This window comes from Actinomycetota bacterium, from assembly GCA_009923495.1.
Taxonomy (GTDB): domain Bacteria; phylum Actinomycetota; class Actinomycetes; order S36-B12; family UBA5976; genus UBA5976.
Window position 1 is genome coordinate 1 of sequence record RFTJ01000016.1, and the last position, 23,452, is coordinate 23,452.

24 protein-coding genes are annotated in these 23,452 nt (G+C 49.8%); 10 read left to right on the forward strand and 14 right to left on the reverse strand.

The genetic code is table 11. The features are described from left to right. Window positions 1-44 precede the first annotated feature (44 nt). Window positions 45-1,238: a class I SAM-dependent RNA methyltransferase gene (locus tag EBS36_05840; GenBank protein ID NBU32671.1), complete on the reverse strand. Its 1,194-nt coding sequence runs from the start codon at window positions 1,236-1,238 to the stop codon at window positions 45-47. A 6-nt stretch (window positions 1,239-1,244) separates the two neighbouring features. Next, window positions 1,245-3,269, reverse strand: a complete 2,025-nt coding sequence (locus EBS36_05845) for an APC family permease (protein NBU32672.1) — start codon at window positions 3,267-3,269, stop codon at window positions 1,245-1,247. A gap of 103 nt (window positions 3,270-3,372) precedes the next feature. Here EBS36_05845 and EBS36_05850 point away from each other — a divergent pair, with 103 nt between their 5' ends. After that, the gene (locus EBS36_05850) at window positions 3,373-4,032 is read left to right on the forward strand and encodes a TrkA family potassium uptake protein (protein NBU32673.1); all 660 of its coding nucleotides are present in this window, start codon (window positions 3,373-3,375) and stop codon (window positions 4,030-4,032) included. Next, window positions 4,033-4,686, forward strand: a complete 654-nt coding sequence (locus EBS36_05855) for a TrkA family potassium uptake protein (GenBank protein NBU32674.1) — start codon at window positions 4,033-4,035, stop codon at window positions 4,684-4,686. Between the two features lie 2 nt (window positions 4,687-4,688). On the opposite strand, the gene EBS36_05860 is transcribed toward EBS36_05855, so the two are convergent. The 4 genes from EBS36_05860 to EBS36_05875 are packed head-to-tail and all read right to left on the reverse strand — an operon-like array spanning window position 4,689 to window position 6,808. Then, complete coding sequence (locus tag EBS36_05860) at window positions 4,689-5,408, reverse strand: DUF3159 domain-containing protein (protein NBU32675.1); 720 nt, start codon at window positions 5,406-5,408, stop codon at window positions 4,689-4,691. Next, window positions 5,408-5,770, reverse strand: a complete 363-nt coding sequence (locus EBS36_05865) for a DNA-binding protein (GenBank protein NBU32676.1) — start codon at window positions 5,768-5,770, stop codon at window positions 5,408-5,410. Before EBS36_05865 ends, EBS36_05860 begins: the two co-directional genes overlap by 1 nt. Before the next feature lie 40 nt (window positions 5,771-5,810). Next, entirely contained in the window at window positions 5,811-6,353 is a 543-nt protein-coding gene (locus tag EBS36_05870) for a DUF3710 domain-containing protein (GenBank protein ID NBU32677.1), read from the reverse strand. Next, complete coding sequence (locus EBS36_05875) at window positions 6,350-6,808, reverse strand: dUTP diphosphatase (GenBank protein NBU32678.1); 459 nt, start codon at window positions 6,806-6,808, stop codon at window positions 6,350-6,352. The genes EBS36_05870 and EBS36_05875 overlap by 4 nt, the downstream gene beginning before the upstream one ends. 23 nt (window positions 6,809-6,831) lie before the next feature. Between EBS36_05875 and EBS36_05880 the strand changes: the two genes are divergently transcribed. Both EBS36_05880 and EBS36_05885 read left to right on the forward strand, forming a co-directional pair. After that, the gene (locus EBS36_05880; protein NBU32679.1) at window positions 6,832-7,338 is read left to right on the forward strand and encodes a DUF3093 domain-containing protein; all 507 of its coding nucleotides are present in this window, start codon (window positions 6,832-6,834) and stop codon (window positions 7,336-7,338) included. Next, the gene (locus EBS36_05885; protein ID NBU32680.1) at window positions 7,331-7,597 is read left to right on the forward strand and encodes a hypothetical protein; all 267 of its coding nucleotides are present in this window, start codon (window positions 7,331-7,333) and stop codon (window positions 7,595-7,597) included. Before EBS36_05880 ends, EBS36_05885 begins: the two co-directional genes overlap by 8 nt. On the opposite strand, the gene EBS36_05890 is transcribed toward EBS36_05885, so the two are convergent. The 3 genes from EBS36_05890 to EBS36_05900 all read right to left on the reverse strand — a co-directional run bounded on the left by EBS36_05890 (window position 7,594) and on the right by EBS36_05900 (window position 9,339). Beyond that, entirely contained in the window at window positions 7,594-7,890 is a 297-nt protein-coding gene (locus EBS36_05890; protein NBU32681.1) for a DUF4193 domain-containing protein, read from the reverse strand. The two genes, EBS36_05885 and EBS36_05890, sit on opposite strands and share 4 nt — an antisense overlap. A gap of 121 nt (window positions 7,891-8,011) precedes the next feature. Next, window positions 8,012-8,530, reverse strand: a complete 519-nt coding sequence (locus tag EBS36_05895; protein NBU32682.1) for a gamma carbonic anhydrase family protein — start codon at window positions 8,528-8,530, stop codon at window positions 8,012-8,014. Between the two features lie 14 nt (window positions 8,531-8,544). Further along, window positions 8,545-9,339 (reverse strand): inositol monophosphatase, encoded by a 795-nt coding sequence (locus tag EBS36_05900; GenBank protein ID NBU32683.1) that lies wholly within the window; start codon window positions 9,337-9,339, stop codon window positions 8,545-8,547. Between EBS36_05900 and EBS36_05905 the strand changes: the two genes are divergently transcribed. The 5 genes from EBS36_05905 to EBS36_05925 are packed head-to-tail and all read left to right on the forward strand — an operon-like array spanning window position 9,307 to window position 15,664. Further along, on the forward strand, window positions 9,307-10,245 hold the full coding sequence (locus tag EBS36_05905) for a DUF3071 domain-containing protein (GenBank protein NBU32684.1): 939 nt from the start codon (window positions 9,307-9,309) through the stop codon (window positions 10,243-10,245). The genes EBS36_05900 and EBS36_05905 overlap by 33 nt on opposite strands. Before the next feature lie 35 nt (window positions 10,246-10,280). Then, window positions 10,281-12,710: a DNA topoisomerase IV subunit A gene (locus EBS36_05910; protein ID NBU32685.1), complete on the forward strand. Its 2,430-nt coding sequence runs from the start codon at window positions 10,281-10,283 to the stop codon at window positions 12,708-12,710. Further along, window positions 12,646-14,112 (forward strand): hypothetical protein, encoded by a 1,467-nt coding sequence (locus EBS36_05915; protein ID NBU32686.1) that lies wholly within the window; start codon window positions 12,646-12,648, stop codon window positions 14,110-14,112. The genes EBS36_05910 and EBS36_05915 overlap by 65 nt, the downstream gene beginning before the upstream one ends. A 56-nt stretch (window positions 14,113-14,168) precedes the next feature. Further along, on the forward strand, window positions 14,169-15,149 hold the full coding sequence (locus EBS36_05920; protein ID NBU32687.1) for an NAD(P)/FAD-dependent oxidoreductase: 981 nt from the start codon (window positions 14,169-14,171) through the stop codon (window positions 15,147-15,149). Then, window positions 15,149-15,664 (forward strand): carbonic anhydrase, encoded by a 516-nt coding sequence (locus EBS36_05925; GenBank protein NBU32688.1) that lies wholly within the window; start codon window positions 15,149-15,151, stop codon window positions 15,662-15,664. Before EBS36_05920 ends, EBS36_05925 begins: the two co-directional genes overlap by 1 nt. A gap of 36 nt (window positions 15,665-15,700) precedes the next feature. Here EBS36_05925 and EBS36_05930 read toward each other — a convergent pair whose 3' ends face one another. After that, window positions 15,701-17,803: a type IIA DNA topoisomerase subunit B gene (locus EBS36_05930; protein NBU32689.1), complete on the reverse strand. Its 2,103-nt coding sequence runs from the start codon at window positions 17,801-17,803 to the stop codon at window positions 15,701-15,703. 222 nt (window positions 17,804-18,025) lie between these two features. Here EBS36_05930 and EBS36_05935 point away from each other — a divergent pair, with 222 nt between their 5' ends. Further along, window positions 18,026-18,229, forward strand: a complete 204-nt coding sequence (locus EBS36_05935; GenBank protein NBU32690.1) for a hypothetical protein — start codon at window positions 18,026-18,028, stop codon at window positions 18,227-18,229. Between the two features lie 47 nt (window positions 18,230-18,276). Here EBS36_05935 and EBS36_05940 read toward each other — a convergent pair whose 3' ends face one another. The 4 genes from EBS36_05940 to EBS36_05955 form a co-directional block, all read right to left on the reverse strand. Then, window positions 18,277-19,404, reverse strand: a complete 1,128-nt coding sequence (locus EBS36_05940; GenBank protein NBU32691.1) for a DUF3048 domain-containing protein — start codon at window positions 19,402-19,404, stop codon at window positions 18,277-18,279. A gap of 61 nt (window positions 19,405-19,465) precedes the next feature. Next, window positions 19,466-21,175: an RNA polymerase sigma factor gene (locus EBS36_05945; protein ID NBU32692.1), complete on the reverse strand. Its 1,710-nt coding sequence runs from the start codon at window positions 21,173-21,175 to the stop codon at window positions 19,466-19,468. A gap of 156 nt (window positions 21,176-21,331) precedes the next feature. Beyond that, window positions 21,332-22,201 carry a hypothetical protein gene (locus EBS36_05950; protein NBU32693.1) on the reverse strand — a complete coding sequence of 290 codons (870 nt, stop codon included), beginning with the start codon at window positions 22,199-22,201 and terminating at the stop codon, window positions 21,332-21,334. Window positions 22,202-22,284: 83 nt separating this feature from the next. Further along, complete coding sequence (locus EBS36_05955) at window positions 22,285-23,448, reverse strand: homoserine O-acetyltransferase (protein NBU32694.1); 1,164 nt, start codon at window positions 23,446-23,448, stop codon at window positions 22,285-22,287. Window positions 23,449-23,452: the final 4 nt, after the last annotated feature.

Here is a 23,452-nt window from a genome sequence, read left to right on the forward strand (position 1 = left end):
TATCTTGATATCAAGATACTTTACCACCAACTGACCTTTAAGCGTTACTTAGCAGGCAAAAACGCGGCAATACACTCCACATGGGCAGTCATGGGAAAAGCATCAAAACCTCGTAATTTGCGAAGGCTCCAACCAGACTCCGCTAACAACTGCGTATCGCGACCCAGCGAACTAGGGTCGCAAGATACATAAATTATTGCAGATTTGGCGAGTCGAGCGATTTTAGAAATCACCTCTGCGCCAGCACCGGCCCGCGGTGGATCCAACACAACAACATCGAAGGTCTTGTCACAATTGACAGTAAGCCATTTCTTGACATCGGAGGTCACCAACTCAAGTTGCGGCAAGTCGCTGCACGAGCGTCTTGCGTCTCGCACTGCATCTATTGCTGATTCGACGGCTACCACTAAACCGGTTTCACCAACATCTTGTGCAAGAGAAGCAGCAAAGAGACTCGCACCTGAATAGAGATCTAAAATTGCTTGGCCGGGCTTAAGGTCAGCTAGTTCACGAACAGCCTTAACAAAAGTTTCTGGAGCTCGAACGTGAACTTGCCAAAAGGAACTTGCGTGCAAGCGCCAGCTCCGTTCACCTACTTTTTCATCCAACCAGGGGCCACCTCTTGCATCGACAACAAGATTTTGACCGGTTGAACTTTGCACTGTTTGAATCTCCGGTTGGCCCAAATGGAGGGCGCGTTGTGCCAGTGCGACCGATCCAGGTAAAGCAATTAGGCAGTCATCAATTTCAAGCACATTGTGTGATCTGGACATGCGCATTCCGACGCCAAAGTTCCCCAAGGCAGCGTATCGATTACGAGTCCGCCAGTGAAGACCGGTACTGTCCCCTGGCATCGGTTCGACCTGAAATTCTTCCAACGGTTTACCGTTTACCTGCACCACTTTCCCAAGATGTCCAAGTTGCTCGCGGACTACTTCACTTTTGAGTTCGCGCTGTCTTTCCAGACTCACATGCTGCCAGTCGCAACCGCCGCAATTGCTTGCGTACTTGCATGGGGCTTGGACTCGATCCGCACTGGGACGCAAAATTTCGATGGCATCTGCGCGCAAAAACTTTGAAGTGATATCAGTGATTTGCGCAACTACTAATTCGCCAGGCAAAGTATGCCTGACAAAAACCACTTTTCCCTCGTGGCGCGCGATGCAAAATCCGCCATTGGCCACACGCAAAATTTCCAACTCAACTTGATCGCCTACAAGAGCGACTGACTCGGTCATGTCAGACTACGAATTGCTTGCGCTGTCGTCCGACCAGCTGTCTGCGTACTTTTCCGCGGGTTCGCCCTTGCGGGCCGAACCAGGGCCGAGATGAAGTGCATCGGGATCGATTCGTTCGCTAGACAAAAGCTGCCATGGTACAGAAACCACCATCACTCCGGGCGAAAATAGCAACCTGCCTTTGAGTCGTAACGCACTTTGATTGTGTAGCAACTGTTCCCACCAATGTCCGACAACATACTCAGGGATGTAGACAGTAACTAAATCACCGGGACTCTTTCGGTTGAGTGACTTCACGTAATCCAGAATTGGGCGAGTTACTTCACGGTAAGGCGAATTCAGCACGGTAAGGATCACAGGAATCTCTCGGCGGGACCACTCGGCAATTAACTGATCTGTTTCCTCTTGGTCCACAGCCACAGTTACGGCCTCTAGAACTGTTGGTCGTGTCGCTCTTGCATACGAGAGTGCACGCAGAGTGGGTTTATGAATTTTGGATACCAGGACCAAGGCATGCACCCGAGGTGGTAGGACAACGCTCTCATCGGCCTCTGGTTTCAATTCATTTGCCACCCGATCGTAATGCCGGCGAATTGCCTTCATAATGATGAACAAAACGGTCATTGAAACACAGGCGATCCAAGCGCCCATGGTGAATTTAGTGATTAGAACAATCGTCAGCACTAGTCCAGTTAGCGAAAATCCAACAGCGTTAATTAGTCGACTTCGGATCATTTTTGATCTCGTAGCAGCCTCAGATTCAGCCCCAAGTAACCGCGTCCAATGCTTTATCATGCCCAGTTGACTTACCGTAAATGAAACAAATACTCCAACCGTGTAGAGCGGGATCAGCAGACTTACTTCGGCATCAAATGCCCAAACTAGGCCTGCAGCCAAAACTGCCAAAGTAATAATTCCATTGCTGTATGCCAAGCGATCGCCACGAGTATGAAGTTGCCTAGGCAAGAATCCATCCCGGGACAGTATTGAACCTAGGACAGGGAAACCGTTGAACGCGGTGTTAGCGGCAAGCACCAGAATCAAGGCGGTCGTTATAGCCACGATGAAAGCAGCAACTGGGAAATTGCTAAATACTGCTTGGGCCACCTGAACGATGACCGTTTTTTGATGTTCACCTGCGCTCAAGCCGACTATCTGTGAGTCTGATTGTGTAACTCGAACCTTGGTAACCAGAGCTAGAAGAGTTACGCCAATAAACATCGTGATGGCAATAGCACCTAGCAGACCAAGAGTCGTTGCCGCGTTCTTGCTTTTTGGCGGTCGGAAGGCTGGTACACCATTGCTGATGGCTTCTACTCCAGTTAAAGCAGTGCAACCCGAAGTGAATGCTCGCAAACTCAATAGAGCTAGCGCCATTCCAGTGAATTGATCAACTGGAATGATCTGGTAATCGGAACTTTGAGCAACTAGTGTGTCACCGGATGCTAGTCGTACCGCTGCGCTGATTAGCATAGAGAAAATCGCAAACATAAATGCATAGACCGGAATAGCGAAAAAAGTTCCCGATTCCCGTACACCACGTAGGTTCATCAGAGTTATCCCGACTATTAACGCAAATGCCATACCTACTCGATGATCGTGTAGCGCTGGGAATGAAGAGGAAATGTTTTCTACCGCTGCCGAAATAGAAACCGCTACGGTCAGAATGTAGTCAACTAGAAGAGCTGCGGCAACGGTGAGTCCAAAATTACTGCCGAGGTTTGTTGTAGCTACCTCATAATCGCCACCGCCACTTGGGTAAGCATGGACATTTTGTCGGTATGAAAGCACTACAACAGTCATAACGACTGCAACAGCGATAGCCGCCCAGATAGCTCCCGTGTACAGAGCTACACCGCCAAGGGCTAAGACGATAAGGATCTCTTGGGTTGCATAAGCGACTGAAGAAAGAGCGTCTGAGGCGAAAATAGGCAGTGCGATCCGCTTTGGCAAAAGTGTTTCGCTTAAGCGGTCACTGGAAATCGCTCGACCAAACAAAATTCGCTTGGCGGTATTCGAAAATGATTCCATGATGTTTAAGCCTACGCCTGAACAAAAGGATTAGCAGACCCGACTCACGCATACCGGGAACCACACATTCTGTATTTGTGTTACAGGGTGTAGATTGGCGAATGTGCATGTAGTCATTATGGGTTGTGGGCGAGTCGGTGCAATGTTAGCCCACTCACTGGAAGACCTCGGCCATTCAGTTTCAGTAATAGATCAGGACCAATCAGCGTTTCGCAGACTTGGACCAGACTACAAAGGCCTAACTATCAAAGGTGTCGGCTTTGACCGCGAGCATCTAATTGAAGCGGGCATCGAGCGCGCTGGTGCATTTGCTGCTGTCTCTTCTGGTGACAACTCCAACATCTTGGCCGCGAGAACTGTGCGCGAGAATTTCGGAATCACCAATGTAGTAGCTCGTATTTACGACCCGAAGCGAGCTGAAGTGTTTGAACGTTTAGGTATCCCAACAGTTGCCACGGTCTCTTGGACAAATGATCAAATCTTGCGTCACATATTGCCGGCTGGCGCGAAAGAAGAATGGCGTGATCCAAATGGCCAAGTATCACTGTCTCAGGTGGACATTCATCCTGCATGGTTCGGCATGTCGCTGTCGAAAATTGAACAGCAAACTAAGGTTCGCATCGCAATGTTGACTCGCCTCGGGTCAAGTCTGCTGCCAACCGATCAAACAGTCTTGCAGGAAGGTGACTTAGTCCACATCCTCGCCCGAATTACCGACTTACCGAACATTGAACAAATACTTGCAAAGGCACCGGTACATTAAATGCGAATTGCAATAGCAGGTGCCGGTAAAGTAGGCCGTTCAATAGCGACTGAACTCGCATCCAACGGACACCAAGTCCTTCTGATTGACCGCGATCCAAAAATCCAGAGCCTCAACGTGGACGGAGTGACATCCATCCAAGCAGACGCTTGCGAAGTTGAATCTTTGAGCGAGGCTAATGTAGCCGCCTGCCAGGTAATGGTTGCCGCCACCGGTGACGACAAAACAAATCTGGTTGTATCGCTACTAGCAAAAACTGAATTTGGCGTCCCCCGCGTTATCGCGAGAGTTAATCATCCGAAAAATGAGTGGATGTTTGACGAAGCTTGGGGCGTAGATACCGCTGTTTCCACACCACGCATGCTTTCGGCTCTTGTTGAAGAAGCAGTTACCGTTGGTGATTTAGTGCGGTTAATGACTCTGCGCAAAGGCGAAGCAAACTTGGTTGAATTTACCCTCGCTCCCGATAGTCCGGTTGTCGGAAAGTGTGTCCGAGAAGTTGTTTGGCCAAGTGACACCACTTTGGTGTGCATCTTGCGCGAGCACCATGTGATCACCCCAACGGGCGACGATCCGTTAGAGGCCGGGGACGAACTTCTCTTTATTGCAACAAGTGACCAGGAGCCAGCGTTACTCGTTTTACTCCGGGGATAACCTTAATTATTTGATTTAGTGCGCAAGATTGCATAGCTTGCGTAAATAACCAGGGCAAAAAGTGGGTAACCAAGTATTACGCTCACAACTCCTAGAGTGCCCGTAGCCCCTGCTAAATAGAGTGGCAACATTATCAAAACACGGCCTAAGAACATTAAGGCCCAGACCCAGGTAACACTTGAATATTTGCGCATTAACTCTGGATTGTCCCGCCAAGTCACCTCTGTGACCTTTAAATTGTTCTGCTCAACCTGAGTTACAACTTTAAAATCTTCAGATTTACGCAGGAGTGCTATGAAGTATCCCAACACTGGTCGCTTTACCCAGATGCTAATTGTGAAAATCGATCCATATGCTGCATTCTTTATGATGCCTGGCAAAAAAAATGCCTCGGCTTTGCCAGTTCTTGCAGTTAAGTAGGCCGAGATCGCCAGTCCAAATAGACCCGACACAACCTGCTGCAAGGACTTGCGTTGCACCAAGGCAACCACGGCTAACAGGATGCCCGCGGCGAGTGCACTGTAAATTGCGGTATGCAGGTCCCGTTCATTCAAGAAGTAGACCGCTAGGAAAATAATTGATGGTGTGCCAGAGTCGATAGCGCCACGCCATCCACCGATCGCCTTTGCCAAAATTGCGGTATCGGCCTGAACTTCTCGCTCTAGTTGCTCTGCCGATTCCTCAATGTGTTCAAAGACTGACTCGTCTTTTGGCTCGGACATTATTCGCCCGTCGCCAGAAGTTCGTAGCGTGGATTGAATAGCGTTGGCTGGCCAGCAGGCCCCTTGGTCAGCCGACCTTCCACAACCAGAGCCCGGCCAGGGGTAATGCCAGCAATAGATCGCCGGCCCAGCCAGATCAAAGAAACTAAACCAGAGCCGTCCCAAATGTCTGCTTCAACCATTGGAACTGTAGTGTTTGGCCGAATCCTGAGAGCACGAATTGCACCGTGCACTCTAACTATCTCGCCAGCCTCAACATCTGCAGCGGCCTGAGCGCCTAATGACTCGGAAACATCCTGAAGATTCGCCGCATCTATTTCTTGCTGCGATGAGAAAAATGATAACTTGCGCCGACGTCTCACATTTTCAGTCTATCTCGTCGCCAACCTTATCTGCAGAACACTAAAGCGCTGAGGTTGGTTCGTCTGGAAAGGTTAGCACTAACAACTCGCCAGGTGCCTTAGCATCTTCTCCTCGAACCACCACGATTTTCTGCAACAACTCATCAATCTGTGCCACATTGCGATCGTCAAATGTGGCTGTTCCTGAAATGGCTATACGCAGAAACCAGCGATCGCCATCGATTCCGACAAATCTGACACTTTGCACGATGTTATTACCATCTCGATCCACATATGGCATCGTCGTTCTTATTTCTGAGCCAAAGTTGCCTATGACTATTTCGCTGTCTACCCCTTGTTCAGCAAGGGCCGCTACAAGCGAGTCTCTAGTTCCAGGCCAGAGCAATTCGTCTTTAGCCTGAGCAAATACCTGAAGATCTGCCATGCAATTCTCTAAAGCTAGACCAAGACTGATGCCTTGCATAGTTTCTTGATCAATGTTCATGCTGATTTGCAAATTGGGCAAAAGTGGTAGCCGTAGTGACCCAAAGTCAATTATCTGATGCGCAGGTGATTCGCCTGTTGAATCCAGAGACTCAGTCATGAGTTGATGCCGGTTGAACCGAAGCCACCTGTGCCTCGATCAGAGTCTGCCAGCTGAGCAACTTCCTGGAACTTGGCATGTTCAACACGTTGAATCACAAGCTGCGCGATTCGGCTACCGGCCGGCAACTGAACGGGTGTTTGTGAATCTAGATTGATGAGACAAACCTTCACTTCACCACGATAGCCCGCATCAATCGTTCCAGGGGCATTGACCAACGCAACGCCGTTTTTGATTGCCAGTCCCGAGCGCGGATGAACTAGACCAACAAAGCCGTCAGGAATCGCCAGTGCGAGTCCGGTTGCAACCAAGGCCCTTTCACCTGGGGTCAACGTTATGTCTTCAACCGATACTAGGTCGGCACCAGCGTCAGTCAAATGAGCGTACGAGGGAATCACTGCATTTTCGTGCAATCTAGTAATCGGGATTACGATTGAATTGTCCGTTTGTGCCATGAGGATAGATTAGCGAGTTAACGATGAGCAGTCCCAGTCAACATACGGAGGGAACTGACGGCACTGTTTCCAGATTTGAAGAACGCCTCTGGCCAGGAATGGGCGTTTTAATCTTCTTTTTGACCATGAGTACCTCACTTGGCATTGCCTATGGTCATGCCTACACGGCACCGATTGGTCTTACCGTTGCAATTGTCACAACTGTAGTGATTTTCTCTGTGGCCTTTTTTTCAGCTCCGTTAGTCCGAGTAGATAATTTGGTACTTCGGGTAGGCCGCGCGCGACTTCCATTAGCTTACGTCGGTGACCTGCGGATACTTGATCAAGTTCAAACAAGATCGGCATTAGCCTCCGCTACTACCCCACCGCCCTATTTGATGGTTAAATCCTGGATACCGAGATCAGTTGTGGTTACTGTGCTAGACGAGTCAGATCCACACCCTTATTGGCAAGTATCTTCAAGGAATCCGACTGAATTGGTCAAAGCGTTAGAGCTGGCAAAAGATGACACTGGAGGCAACCGTGAGTGATTCCAAAAAGCGGCGACGTAGCTGGCTAGCGCCTCTAGCCGTCCTAGGTGTCGGTTGGGCTATTCGAAAAACTGCTAATCAAGCTCAGAAAAAGATTTCAAAACGCCGAGACGGGAAGCCAGAGCCAAAACACGAGGAATTCATTTGGAAAGTGATGATGACTGTTTTGCTAGCAGCGGCCGAAGCACTTGTGAACAGTTTCATGACCAAGCAGCGACCTGAAGAATCAATAGAGACCTTATCAGGTGATTCAGACTAACTGCAGTCGTTGCAAACCGGGCCTGATTTGGAATTCTTGGCCAACTGGCTTCGGTGGTGAACTAAAAAGCACTTTGAACAGGTAAATTCGTCAGCCTGCTTGGGTATCACAGTCACCGTGATTGATTCGTCGCTCAAATCAGCACCGGGTAATTCCAGCGTTTCAGCTAAGTCTGCCTCGTCAATATCAATTGTGGTCGATCCCTTGGCTGCTGACTGGGCCTTTAATTCTTCGAGACTCTCGTTCTCTTCTTCAGTATCAGTTTTGCGTGGTGCATCGTAATCGGTAGCCATCGCTAGTTTCGGTTCTCCTACTGCGTAAGTGTTGTCAAGGAACTTTACTTCCCCGACGCTAGGTGAGATTACTTTATTGTTTTTTCTTGGGTCACACTGCCCCTACCAAATTTTAATTTGATTAATCGAGGCGTCTTAGTTCTTGTGGATAGATTTTTGTTAAATTTTGGTAACTCTTTAGGGAATATTCCATCGTTTCGATGTCTGCTCCCTGTTCTTTGATGCGGGCTGGCACTCCAATCGCTAGCGCACCGCTTGGCACTTCCAACCCGCTAGTACAAACAGCGCCAGCAGCAACAAGTGCACCAGAATTAACAACCACCCTGTGCAAAACCAGAGATCCCGAACCGATGAGCGACCCGGCATGTACCGCACAACCTTCTAAGTGTGCGTTGTGTCCAATAGTGCAGTCATCCCCGACTACCGTTGGCAAGTCCGCAGTGCAGTGAATCACAGCACCATCCTGAATCGAACATCTGGCACCAATTGAAATCGAATTTGTGTCTGCCCTGAGCACTGCGCAAGGCCAAACACTTGAATCTGCGCCAATAGTTACCGCTCCGATTATTACGGCATCGGGATGAATAAATGCGGAGCCATCGATTTGCGGCTCTTGATTGCCAAGTGCATAGATTGGCATTTGCTCCTCAATTCCTAGTTAGCGTTGTCTGAATCAGCATTAACCGACTCCAACAAGTGGGCAATGTGGGCGTGTAAATCAGGATTAGCAGCGACGATCATTTCTGCCGATTCGCTTTTACCACGTAAGCCAGAAACTGTTGCCCCTGCCTCACGAGCGATCAAGCTGCCTGCAGCGTGATCCCACGGGTTCACTTTGCGTTCGTAGAAGGCGTCCAATAGTCCCTCTGCAACAAAACATAAGTCAAGTGCGCACGAGCCTATTCGTCGGATATCACGAACCACTGGCAAAACCGTGGTTAGCACTCTGGCTTGCCCAGCGCGGTGAATCGAGTCATAAGCAAATCCAGTACCGACTAATGCCTGTGCGAGTTCAGAACAAGAGCCAACAGAAAGTTGCGCGGTTGAATCTGTGCGGTATGCGCCTTGGCCCAGGCTGGCAAAGTAGGTGCGCGAAAGTGCGGGTGCGTATACGACACCTACTTGCGTTTGATTTGTAGCCAGCTGCACTCGTGCTATCGACACCGCCCAGGCCGGTACCTCGTACAGATAATTAATGGTGCCATCTAGTGGGTCGATTACCCATTGGAAACCCGACTTTGATTCAAAATCAGCTCCTTCCTCTCCCAAAATCCCGTCATCGGGGAAATCGGCATGAATCGCAGAAACAATCAGTTCTTCAGCCAATTTGTCCATGTGAGTAACCACATCAGTCTGAGAGGTTTTGTGATCGATCAGTAATTCTGTGGGTCGGCGTAGTAGTGCTGAACCTGCAGCGTGTGCATACCCAATTGCCGATTGCAGAACCATATTCTCACTGGTCTGAGATATCGACATGAACCTATTGTGTCGCTTCAGTCCATTAGCGGAACACGACACGCGCCGAAAATCCCCGAATTTAGGCATTTTTCACGCAAAACTAGGAGGCAGGAAAGCGCCTTGGAGGTATCCGTGAAAGATCTGATTTTTGTTGGCCGTAGCGACGACAACTCGGGTCTCATTTTTACTGATGATGAGGGTCAAGAATTCATAGTTGCAATTGACGACAACCTGGTTCGAAATGCCTCTGCTGGTGCAAAAGCAGCAACTGAAGGTCGTAGCGATTTAGGTTTGTCGGTACGCGACATTCAAGCGCGAATTCGCCGCGGAGAAAGCTTGGCGAGTATCGCTGCAGAATCTGGCATTAGTCAGGATCGACTTGAACGGTTTGCTGGGCCAGTTTTTGCCGAGCGCAATTTCACGGCGGATCAGGCCAAATCGACTTTAGTGCGCCGGCCACAAGGTGACATCATGCTTGGTGAGCTGGTCGTAACTCAGCTTGAACTTCGCAACGTTGATATTCTGTCGCTCGAATGGGACTCTTGGCGCCGAGAAGATGGGCGTTGGAATGTTGCTGTTATGTGGAGTGTTGGCGAGGGTTCAGGGTTAGCAACCTGGATTTATGATCCACTTGGTCGCTCGGTTGTTTCTCTGGATGATGAGGCACGCTGGCTCTTCCAAGAATCGGTATCGGATTCTTCGGCACCTGAGCCCGAATCACGTCCCCGCTTGGTAGCTATTCCAAATCCAGATTCTGATGATGACGGCATTGCAGCACCCGCCTGGGTAGGTCCGGGCCAACCAACAATTCCTGTACCGGTGACCCCTGTTGCAAATACAACCGATGCACCTTCATGGGACGACATTCTTTTTGGTCATCGGCCGACAGATCAATAGTGACTGCATTCATTTTAATTAAGCACAGTTAATTCATGGAGACCAATAAATCTTTACCTGCGAAAATCATTGAAATTGATGTTGCCGCGGAAATGCAAGGTTCATTCCTTGAATACGCCTATTCCGTTATCTATTCGAGAGCATTACCAGATGCCAGGGATGGTTTAAAGCCCGTTCAGCGCCGAATTTTGCACACCATGTCAAACATGGGACTGCGATCGGACAAAGGTCACGTTAAGAGTGCTCGAGTGGTCGGTGAAGTAATGGGAAAACTTCATCCACATGGTGACTCTGCGATTTACGATGCTTTGGTGCGCATGGCTCAATCGTGGTCTTTGCGACTACCTTTTGTTGATGGTCATGGCAATTTTGGTTCGATTGACGAAGGGCCAGCAGCCTACCGTTACACGGAGGCACGGTTAGCCAGTGCTGCCAGCACAATGGTCGATTCCCTCGATGAAGATGTAGTCGACTTTGCTCCCAATTACGATGGCCGAGAGCTGGAACCGAGTGTTCTGCCAGCAGCCATTCCTAACCTGCTTGTCAATGGCGCTTCTGGCATCGCCGTTGGCATGGCTACCAACATGCCTGCGCACAATCTGCGCGAAACCGTTAATGCCGCAATCCATCTGTTAGCGCATCCGAAAGCAAGCCTTGCAGAACTCATGGAGTTTGTCCCGGGACCAGACTTGCCCACCGGCGGAATAATCTTCGGACTAGAAGGAATAACTGAGGCATACGAATCTGGTAAGGGAAGTTTCCGAATCCGCGCCAAAGTGGACATTGAGCAGGTCTCACCTAAGCGGATGGGTCTGGTAGTTAGGGAGTTGCCTTACCAAGTCGGCACTGAGCGAGTTATTGAGCGCATCAAAGAACTGGTTACCAACAAGAAGCTACAGGGAATTTCAGACATCATTGACTTGACTGATTACGATTCGGGCCTGGAACTCGTTATCGAACTCAAGCATGGATTTAATCCAGCAGCCGTTCTTGAGCAACTTTACAAATTGACTCCCCTTGAAGATTCATTCCACATCAATAATGTGGCTCTGGTGAATGGCCAGCCGATGACATTAGGGTTGAAATCTCTACTAGAGGTATTCCTCGCTCATCGCATTGAGGTGGTGCGCCGAAGGTCATCATTCCGACGAAGTAAGGCCATGGACCGACTACATTTAGTTGATGGTCTACTGATTGCCATCCTAGACATCGATGAAGTGATAGCCGTAATCCGATCAAGCGACGATACGGCGGCGGCTCGTGAGCGGTTAATAAAGGTATTCGAGCTTTCTGAAATTCAAGCGAATTACATTCTCGAAATGCCATTAAGACGACTAACTAAGTTTTCTAGAATCGAACTCGAGAAGGAACAAGCGGAACTCCAATCTGCAATTGCGGACCTTACCGACATCTTGGAGAACGAGAAGCGACTACGCAAAGTTGTTTCGACCGAACTTAAAGAGGTCGCCGATCGATTTGGCGAAGATCGGCGCACGCAATTACTCGATGATGACGGAACCACTCTTTCTGTTCCAACCACATTAGAAATTGAAGATGATCCCTGCTATGTCTTCTTGTCAGCAACCGGTCTAATCGCTCGGACGAACAACACCGATACTCGAGCTTTTCCGAACAAGCGAGCTACGCACGACACCATTAGAAGTGCAATTCATACAACCGCTCGTGCCGATGTTGGAATTATTACTTCGGCAGGCAGAGTTATCCGGATCCCAGCCATCTCGCTGCCGGCACTTTCCGATAACTCAAACTTGACCGTTGCAGGTGGAAGCGCACTCAAAGATATAGTCTCGCTGGCCAAAACCGAGCGTCCGCTGGCCCTGATGGATTTATCAGCCGCCAATGCAACAGTTTTCCTTGCAACAGCTTTGGGTATGGTCAAAAGAGTGATACACGATGTGCCTGCTACTGCAGGCGATTGGAACATAATCCGTCTCGACCAGGGCGACTACCTAGTCGGCGCGACACAAGTTGCTGATGACCAAGGTCAAGTTGTCTTGATTACCGATGATGCTCAACTGCTTCGGTTCAAGTTCTCGGTGCTGCGTGCGGCTGGACGTCCAGCTGGAGGTGTGGCTGGGATCAAGGTAGCCAGCGAAGCAAGAGTTATTTTCGGTGGCGTCCTATCTGATGATGGCGATTTGCTCGTGGGAACAGTTGCTGGCGACACCGACACACTGCCGGGAACCGCTGCGCACAGCATGAAAGTAACCCCCCTATCCGAATTTCCACCCAAAGGCAGAGCAACTGGTGGCGTACGGTGTCATAAATTCCTGTCAGGAGAAAATACTCTTGTTACCGCTGTTGCCGGCGCGGCTCCGATCCACGCCTGCACTGGAACTGGTGGGCCAGTAGAACTTCCCACAAAACAAGGTAAGCGGGATGGGTCTGGGTCGCCAGTATCAAAGCCTGTGGTTGCTCTATCTGGCCACCCACTTGGTGGCTGACATGCAAGGCAAGTTACCCAAATTTTTGCTAGTTGCAGCCGTCCTTGTCGGACTCGTTGCACCAGCTACGGCAGAGCCAGTGAGTTCACCAAGTCCAAGTGCTTCACCAGCTGCAAGTAATGTAAAAATCCTTCTAGCCCTAAAGCCAAGATTGGTATTTACGGGTCAAACTTACAAAATAACTGGGCGGATTCGATTGACCTCTGGAATTTCTGCCTCGGCTAGTCCATCAACATCCCCTGATATTTCTGCAGTTCCGAGCGTTTCTCCCACATCATCTGGCACTCCAGCGCCGAAATATTTGCCGGTTAAGTTGCAGCAGCTAGTTGGGTACAAGTGGATGCATGTCTTGTCTGCCAAGGTGGCTAAAAAAGGTAGTTGGAGTTTCACGTTAGTTGCTCCGCCGCAGCGCACGTATCAAACCCTGCGAATTGTCTATGGAAAAAACTTTTCAAGACAATTCGATGTTCGAACCACTCCGCTTCCGGCCATCGCTGTTTCTGGTCCTGGAGCTCGCATTTCAGGAGTAGACATCTCCCGTTGGCAACACTCGATTCTACCAATTGACTTCCGGCAAATGGCCAGAAGTGGTGTGGGTTTTGTTTTCATTAAAGGTAGCGATGGAGATTTGAGCGACGACGAGATAACTCGTTCTTACGCTATTACGGACAGCAAAGCCGTAAAGGCGGCAGGAATCTATGCGGGCTACTATCACTTTGCCCGAGTGCCACGGTCCAATGCGCGGGCTACTGTAATTGCCAGTGCTCAAAAACAGGCCAAACAGGCGCAGGCCAGACTAGCTGAGCTTGGTGGGTACGACGGCCAGACTCTCCCTTATGTCTTGGACATTGAATCAGCGCCGAAAACGAGTACTGACGCCAGTATTACTCTTTGGACGACTACTTGGCTCGAGAACATGTATCAGGCCACAGGTCGCAGATCTATTGTTTACTCATATCGTTACTTCTTAGCCAATAAGTTCTTAACTGATGGCGCAACCAAGAGTTACTTGCGAAAACATGCCCTGTGGCTTGCTCACCCGGGTAATCCCGGCAACCCTAACTTGATACCCGGTAAATCTGACTCAGGAGTCGGTTGTTATGTGAGTGCCTGGACTTTGGCAGATTGCACAGCTCTATGGAGTTTTTGGCAGTACACCTCACGGGGTGACCGAGAGCTTTACGGCATACCTTGGTCGCCGAAATCTGGAACTCCATGTCCCACAAAAGCGAAGTACTGCTCACCAGATGTTAAACAGTCTCGAAAGCACTTAGATCTGAATGTCTTCAACGGCTCAGTCTTGGATCTAGCTGCATTGGTCGAAGGCACCTGGATTCAAGCAACGAAACCAGACACAACTCCTTCCCCGTCCCCAAGTCCAAATCCGACACCTACTCCTTAACTAAGAATCGGTACGAGCTACAACCTGCGTACATACCTACCTGTAACCTATTAATCATGGTTAATTGCGACATGCTAGTTATTGGTGCTGGTCCTTCAGGTTTATACGCTGCTTATTACGCAGGCTTTCGTGGGTTTTCAGTAACTGTGCTCGATGTGCTGGCCGAGCCAGGAGGCCAGATTTCGGCCATGTACCCCGAAAAGGACATCTATGACATAGCTGGTTTCGCCAAAGTAAAAGGTCGCGATTTGGTCAGCGGACTTCTTGATCAGGCCAACCAATTTAGCCCAAAGTATGTCCTTGGTGAACGAGCAGAATCACTGGAAACTTCCGAAGAAGGTCCGGTAACTGTAATCACTGACAAGGGAACCGTCATCACGGCCAAGGCTGTGGTAATTACGGGTGGCATCGGCTCGTTTACCCCGCGAGAACTTCCTGCCGGAAATGAATTTATCGGTCGAGGATTGGTTTACTTCGTCCCGCGCCTAGAAGAGCATCGAGATAAGGATGTAGTTATTGTTGGCGGCGGTGACTCGGCATTTGACTGGGCGCTTTCATTACACGGTATTGCTAAGTCAATCACGATTGTGCACCGACGCGATACTTTCAGAGCCCATGCCGCAACCGTTGAACAGGTAAAAGCACTTGGGGTAACGATCTATACCAACTGTGAAGTTAGTTCGGTTTCAGGTACAGATTGGGTTACCGGTGTGACACTGACTGCGAAAGAAACTGGTGAGGAAACTCTTTTGCCTGCTGACACTATCGTTGCCGCTTTAGGCTTTATTGCGAACATTGGTCCGATTTCGCAATGGGGCCTTAACTTAGAGAAGCGCCGAATACTCGTTGACACCACAATGCAAACAAATTTGCCTAGGGTGTACGCAGCTGGTGACATCACGACTTACAAAGGCAAAGTGGCCCTCATCAGCGTTGGCTTCGGCGAAGCAGGATTAGCGGTAAACAATGCAACTCCTTACATCGATGAAAGTCAGGGCATCTTCCCTGGACATTCAACCGGATCGGCTGAGAGCTGATGGATAGACCATTTCCAACTGATGTTTTTGCCGATGTACTCGCAAGCAACCAAACATTCGCAGCCGATTTCACCGATCAACATTTATCGGGTACCGCTGCTAAGGGATTGGCGATCATCACCTGTATGGACTCACGCATAAGTCCCCTTGAAATCGTTGGTATGAATCCAGGTGACGTAAAGATTTTGCGAAATGCCGGTGCTCGGGTTACGGATGACGTATTGCGAACATTGGTTCTGGCCACCTTCTTGCTTGGCGTGAATCGAGTTCTCATCATGCCTCATACAGAATGCAAGATGGCCTCGGCTACTGAGCCCCAGATTCATGCTGAAATCCTGCGAGATTTTGGAGTCGACACCCGGAGCGTAGAAATCCGAACGGTAACCGATACCACTGAGGCATTACGAACTGACATTAAGCGAATTCGAACTTATCCACTTTTAGCCAGTGGAACTACAGTAGCCGGCGCTATTTACGATGTGCACACCGGAAAGTTAAATACTGTTGACATCTAGTCACTCAGGAGCATGACCCCGCTAAATAGCGATGATTTAGGCGTCTATTCGAGTTCGGTCTAATGCTGATGCCCCATCGACGATAAATTCCTTTCGCGGAGCCACTTCATTTCCCATCAGAAGTTCAAAGACGCTTTTCGCGGATGCGACATCCGCCATTGTTATACGCCGCAATGTCCGTTTCGTAGGATCCATAGTTGTTTCACGCAGCTGGCTTGCATCCATCTCGCCAAGACCCTTGTAACGTTGAATTGGTTCTTTCCATTTGCGTCCCTGCTTAGTTAAGTCCGCTGTTGTCTGGCGCATCTGTTCATCGCTGTAGGTGTAGATGACCTCGCTAGCCTTCTTGCCACCGCCGATCACTTCAATGCGATGCAATGGAGGAACCGCAGCGAATACTCGACCTGACTCCAAAAGCGGGTTCAGGTAACGATGGAACAGTGTTAGCAATAAAGTTCTGATATGCGCACCGTCAACATCTGCATCCGCAAGGATTATGATCTTGCCGTATCTAGCAGCCGCCAAATCAAATGACGGGCCTGAGCCGCCGCCAATTACCTGAATGATGGATGCACATTCACTGTTTTTAAGCATGTCGGCCAGCGAAGCTTTCTGAACGTTGAGGATCTTTCCTCGAATCGGGAGCAATGCCTGAAATTCACTATTGCGGGCTGACTTGGCAGTGCCTAACGCACTATCCCCTTCAACAATAAAAAGTTCCGTCAAATTAGGGTCTTCGCTTCGACAATCTTTTAGCTTGGCGGGGAGGGTCGACGCCTCCAACGCTGTTTTTCGCCGTTGGGTATCGCGATGGGTTCGGGCCGCTATTCGGGTGCGAGATGCATTAAGGATTTTTTCAAGAATTAACTTTGTTGCCGGCTTGGCTCCGCGCGGTGGATTGGTGAACCAGGAAGTCAACTCTTTACTTATCACTGAATTAACAATCTTGGTGGCAGCCGGCGTGCCGAGGACCTCTTTAGTTTGCCCTTCAAATTGCGGTTCGGCCACTCTTACGGTGACGACAGCGGTCATCCCCTCTTGTACATCTTCTTTGGTTACGGGCTCGTCTGCGCTCTTAAGCAGACGAACTGCCTTGAGTTGCTCGTTGATTACTTTTACAAGTGCTCGCTCAAAACCCGCAACATGAGTGCCACCCTTTGGCGTGGCAATAATGTTTACGAATGACTGCATGGCGTTGTCGTAGCCATCGTTCCAAAGTAGTGCGACATCAACGCCAAGTGTTCGATCTAGCTCTTGCGCAGTCATATGTCCGTTGTCGTCTAAGACTGGGACGGTTTCCTTGAAATCTCCTTGCCCGTTCAACCGAATAACCGGACCCAACGAATTGCCCTGAGAAAGGAATTCACAAAATTCAGAAATGCCGCCCGCGTGTAAAAACTCCTCGGTCTGCGCCTTCCCAGATCGCTCGTCGGTAACGACTAGAAGTAGACCTGGGACTAGAAAAGATGTTTGCCGGGCTCTGGCATGTATGTCCGCGATGTCAAAACCTGCTCCTGCGGTGAAAATCTGCATGTCAGCCCAAAAGGTGATCCGAGTACCGGTCGCCGTTTTCTTAGCCGCCTTACCAATTTTCTTTAAACCACTTTGCTTAGTAAAGGTGCTAGTTTCCTCATTGCCGGCGAAATTGCCAGGCACTCCTCGCCTGAATGACATGCCATAAGTGGTGCCGTCGCGGTCAACTTCGACGTCAAGCCGTGCAGATAGCGCATTCACAACGCTAGCGCCAACACCATGCAAACCTCCTGAGGCGGTGTAGGAAGTCCCGCCAAACTTGCCACCAGCATGCAATTTAGTCATAACAACCTCGACGCCACTGAGTTTGGTTTTTGACTCGATGTCCACAGGAATTCCTCGGCCATTGTCCACTACGGTGGCGCTGGTATCAGAATGCAGAACTATCTCAATCCTGTTGCAATGCCCGCCAAGGGCCTCGTCCACTGAGTTGTCGATGATTTCCCAGAGACAGTGTTGCAGGCCCCGTGAATCAGTGGATCCGATGTACATGCCTGGTCGTTTTCGGACCGCATCTAGACCCTCAAGAACCAGAAGGCTGGCGGCCGAATAATCCGCAGATTGGGTTGCTTTTTTGGGGGTTTTTGCTGAAGAGGAAGCGGCCATGATGTTCCTAGATTAAATGACTGGCTTGCGTTTCCCCAGTATCCACGCCGAACGAAAATCCTTTTTACCTGTTTGTGAATTAGTGCACGACATGTGTTTATCTCGCACGAAAGCGCTTACTGAAAAAATTGCTACGCCATGAGTGAACGAGGTTTAAATCTGCATGATGTGGGCACAACTGACTGCAAGAATTGAACTACAGACAAAGGGAAGGTGTTTGAATTGAGTACAACAATTACGAGAACCCCACTAACCGTCTCCGACCGTTGCGACCGCTGTGGCGCACAAGCCTTTGTCCGAGTTTATCTGGCTCAAGACAACGCCTTGCAGTTCTGCGCGCACCACTTCCGCGAACACGAAGATAAGCTGCGCGATGTCGCCGCTGACATTCAAGATGAAACAGCAGCTCTAGTTCAAGCAGAGTGACTGACGCGGTTCATCGACCTGGTGTCTGTAGTTAAGCCTTGTTCCAATTACTTAGAGTTGCTCGGCTTTGGTTTCGGCTTTACCGCCTTAACAATGGTGAATGACCCGGTATCAGGTATTAGTTCAACCCAAGTGCGCCCAGGATTCAAGGCAATAGTTCTACCCGTAACGTCTTTTAGGGTTACCGGTGAACTCAAATCTGGTTTTGACCAGGTCACCGACAGAGCCTTACCAGACATCATTACTGTACCTTTTCCAGTTCCGGTAAATACTGTGCGAGGAACGAAGTTACCTGCTGGATCTCGATAGCCGGCATCAACCGTACTGACCCGAAGTGCTACTAGGTTGGTTACCCCTAATTGGCGGCCAGACTTGGCATTGTGCGGCTGCTGTCCCTCAAACCTTAGCCATTCTTTGCGGGCTGAGTTCCACTTCCAGTTGGGAGTCTCGCCATTACTAAATACCGCTCTCGCTGCGCTGACTGGAACATAAACTGCAACAACTGGTTTGCTCGATGAACTTGTGGCTGGCGTTGCCGTAATTGATGGCATACCCGAGTTCGGTGCATCTGGACGGACGAAGATGCCACTGGTAGCAGAATTCGAATGTGAGCTCTGGTTAATAAGTTTCTGGGGATCGAGAAACAGATTGTGAGGTGCGCTGTGATAATTAGTCCGATGCATTCCAGGGGCGCCTTCGGTAAGAATCTTGACGCCAGATGGAAGATTTCCACGAAGGTATCGAAGAGTGGGCCGAGCACCACCAGAGAAAATGAAGTAGTCAGCTACTGGGGCTGCGATAGATGCATCAACATGGCGAACGCTTCGCACTGGACCTATCTCCGCCGGAATCTTGGATTGAAAAATAGCGGCGAATCTCGTTATGCCGCCCTCAACTAATTCTTCAAAAACAACGTCGGCAGAATCTAGGCCAGACTGTGGTCGGACGCTGGGGTCATTCTCTACTTTGATAACTAGAACTGGCTTGGTTTTACTGGCGGTCTTGGACTCAATTCCCGTCAGCGGCCAGCGTGGAAGTGGAGGTGGAGTTGGACTGGCTGAAACCTTGGGTCCGCTCGCTTTATCGCTTTTGCCACAACCAGCTACCAGCAATGCTGAAACTACAACAAGCAGAACTAACAGATTCTTTCGCACGAAGTCTCCCAAATCAACAATTCAATTGACTACCAGTCTGCCAAACAGTCAAGCAAAAGATTGTCCGGACACACCAATACTCTTAGTCGAGGTAGTCGCGAAGACTCTGTGACCGAGAAGGATGGCGAAGCTTAGACATGGTCTTACTTTCAATCTGTCTGATCCGCTCGCGAGTAACGCCGTAGACCTTGCCAATTTCGTCAAGCGTTTTCGGTTGACCGTCAGTTAAACCAAAGCGCATGCGTACAACACCTGATTCACGGTCACTCAGGGTATCCAATACACCTTCAAGTTGATCCTGCAGCAACCGGAATGCAACTGCATCTGCCGGCACTATTGCTTCAGAGTCCTCAATCAAGTCGCCGAATTCGCTATCGCCTTCTTCGCCCAGTGGAGTATGTAGCGAGATTGGTTCGCGGCCGTACTTCTGAACCTCAACAACCTTTTCTGGCGTCATGTCTAGTTCACGGGCCAATTCTTCGGGGGTTGGTTCGCGGCCTAAGTCTTGAAGCATCTGGCGCTGCACTCGGGCTAATTTATTTATGACCTCGACCATGTGAACTGGGATACGAATAGTTCGGGCCTGATCAGCCATGGCACGAGTTATAGCCTGGCGAATCCACCAGGTTGCGTAGGTTGAAAACTTGTAGCCCTTTTTGTAGTCAAACTTTTCGACTGCACGGATTAGACCTAAATTTCCTTCTTGAATCAGATCGAGGAACAACATGCCACGGCCGGTGTAGCGCTTCGCCAGGGACACCACAAGACGCAAATTTGCATTTAGCAAATGCTCTTTCTTGCTTTCGCCAAAGGTGATCATTTCTTCGAGGCAGAAATTACAGATTCGGTACTTCTGTTTGTCGCCATCGTAGTTAATTGAGAATTCGGCGTAGCGCTTGATTACCTGCTTACACTCGGTGCATTTAATTGGCCGAGCGCCAGATGCGGTCTTTAAACTCTCGCCATTTTCGCCGTAAAGCTTGTTCGCCCAGAGGCCAGCTTCCACATATTGCGCCAATTCAACTTCTTCTTCTGCGTTAAGCAGCGGAACTTTACCAATCTGCTTCAAATAGTCCTTAACGGGATCTGCCGTAGCGCCAGCTGTCATGACGGTTTGTTGTGGCTCATCGCCTTCGTCTACGTCCGACAGAATAATGGCATCTGGCGTAGGTGCGACTAGTGTCTTGCCCTCATCGCCGTCTAATTCTGCCAAATCTTTTTCGAGCTCAGTTTCGAGTTCAACTTCAAGCGCAGCTGCCGCAGCAAGATCTACGCCTGGCTCAACTTCAACATCATCTATCTCGATTTCAACATCTTCAATCTCTAATTCTTCTTCGCCATCAATAACAACCAGAGCCTTCTTGGCCTTACTTTCGACAGCCGACTTTGACCTGCCCGCCTTCTTTGCTTCAACCACAGGCTTTGCAGATTTCGCCAATGGCTTTGCCTTGGCACTGGCAGTTGGCTTGGCGACTGGCTTAACAACACCTTTGACAGCGGGCTTACTAGCGGTCTTTTTTGCTAAAGCTTTTTTTGGCGCCGATTTATTAGTAGCTGGTTTAGTAGCAGCCTTCTTTGTCGTAGGCGCTGACTTTGCTTTTGTGTTTGCAGACTTTTTAAGAGCAGGCTTTTCTTTGATTTTCGTGGTGGATTTAGGCACAGGCTTAGGAGCTGCTTTCTTTGCTGGGGATTTTTTGGTGGGTGCATTTTTAACTGAAGATTTAGGTGCAGGTTTTGCTGCTACTTTCTTTGCTGGCTTTAATTTTTTAGCCGCTGCCACTTGGCTCCTCATTTCACTTGCCCAATAACAAGAGCCCGTGTCAAGCGCAAACCTGACCGGGCGACACTAAAAGTGCGTGGTTCTAGTGTACCCACAGGGAGCGTCATTAGAACAATTAGGGAAACATTGCTGAACTAGTTGTTATTCCCGGGGTAGATTCAGGCCTGTTTATAGATGGGACACCAACACGCCTCTGGTGGCAAGCACCCTAATTGACAGGGTCTTTTGCTGAGTGACCGCCTCTCCGGACGCGGTAAAGGTACCAATTCCGAGAACCGTATATTTGGCCTGCCAAAGCGTGCGGACAACGATTTTGAATTGCCCCGCACGGCGATAGGTGTGCGATATCCCACTGTCTGGTCGAAGGGAGCCAGACTGGTTAGTCCATAACCTGGTACCGTCTCCCCAATCCCAAAGCCAGGTAGCTTGCGCGGTCAGCCGAACTTGGTGTCCCGCAAGGTTCATGGGCGCAGGCGAGAATCGTTGCTGCTGACCTGAGTAGGCGTATATAGGAAGGGTGGTCAAGGTTCTTCGAGGTGGCGATATTTTGGGAGCGAGTTCTGGCACATACCTGATTGCCGAGTCTTGAATAGTCTTTTCGATCTGCCTTCTAGTTGCCGGCCTCGTGTAGCCAGCACAAACAGATCCAACAATCTGCAAACTTGTTGGCGAGTGACCAAACCAGACTCGGTATCTGATCTGCCCGGGCGCACAAGTGGTAACGGCATGCGCACAAAGTCCCACTACACCTTTGGCGCAATAAATGGTGTACTTCCAAAAGCAATCTAAACAATTCGCAATTGTGTGTCGTGATGAGGCGGTGCCTGAGTAATTACTAGGGAGCAAGAGACCGCCAGTGCCCGTGTAGGCATCAGTCTCATCGTCGCCTGAAACATTGGTGTTGTCGACTTTCAGAAGACCAGTGAGCCTTACCGACTCAGTGCTCACAGTTCGCGCCAATGCGCCAGAGCCATCCAGCAGCACAGTGAGCAGTAACAATAAAATAATAAAACAGCGGTGTTTTCTTAACCGAAGCATTCCTCTAAGTTAAGCAGGTCCAATAAATCTCGCCATCGAAATTTGAGCGATGTGGATAACCGTTGCCCAACTTTTACTATTGGTTACAAATCGATGTGCGCCAAAGTCTCTTGAACTAGAGCACCAATTTTTTCATTTTCTATCAAAAAGCTATCGTGTCCGTAAGGTGCGTGCACTACGCGCAGCGGTGAGGCGGTCGGAATCAAGCTAGCTAGTTGCTCTTGCTGATACAACGGGAACAACCGGTCGCTATCGATACCGCTAACAACAACTGGAATATCTATGCTGCCAAGAACGTCTGCGACAGTGCCACGACCTCGTGCAATGTCGTGGGTGTTCATGACATCGGTGAGAGCGACATAAGTGCCGGCATCAAAACGTCGAGCCAACTTAACTCCGTGGTGATCCAAATATGACTGGACCGAAAAACGACCAGCATCCCGATGACGACCAGTCACTTCTGGACTAAACGGATCTTCCAGTCCTTGAGAGTCGGTGCCAAATCGGGTGGCAAGCTCGTACTCAGTTCGGTAATTGATGTGGGCAATCTGCCGAGCTAACTGCATGCCATGAACGGGACCGATCTTTTGTTCGTAGTAGTCGCCGTTATTCCAATAAGCATCACCGGTTATAGCACGAATCTGTGTGGTATTCGTAGCAATCTGGTCCGCACTGGCAACTGCAGCAGTTGCCGAGACCATCGCGCTACGAACTCGACCCGGTTGCATAATTAGCCACTCAAGCACCCGCATAGCTCCCATTGAGCCGCCCATAGCGCTAGCGAAGGTGTCAATACCGAGATGATCAGCCAGAGCAATTTCAACTGCTACCTGGTCGCGGGCGGTTACTCGTGGCCAACGAGAGCCCCATGCCTTGCCATCAGGTGCGATACTTGATGGACCGGTCGAGCCTTGGCATCCGCCGATGACATTAGCGCAAACGACAAACCACTTGTTGGTGTCTAGCCAATGTCCACGCCCAATAACTTCACCCCACCAACCCGGACTAACTTGCCCGTCTGCGGTTGGGCCCACAGCGTGCGAATCTCCAGAAAACGCATGTTCAATGAGAACTGCGTTGTTGCCGGTGAATGTCCCCCATGTTTCATAAGCAACGCGAACATTTGGTAGCACGACACCGCTTTCAAGCGTGAAGGAACCAAGATCGGCAAACTTGCGAAAGGCAGGTGGCATCCCTTCCAGCCACGCGCCGGTGACCGGAAGGGATGTTGCCACAAAGGAGGACATTTCC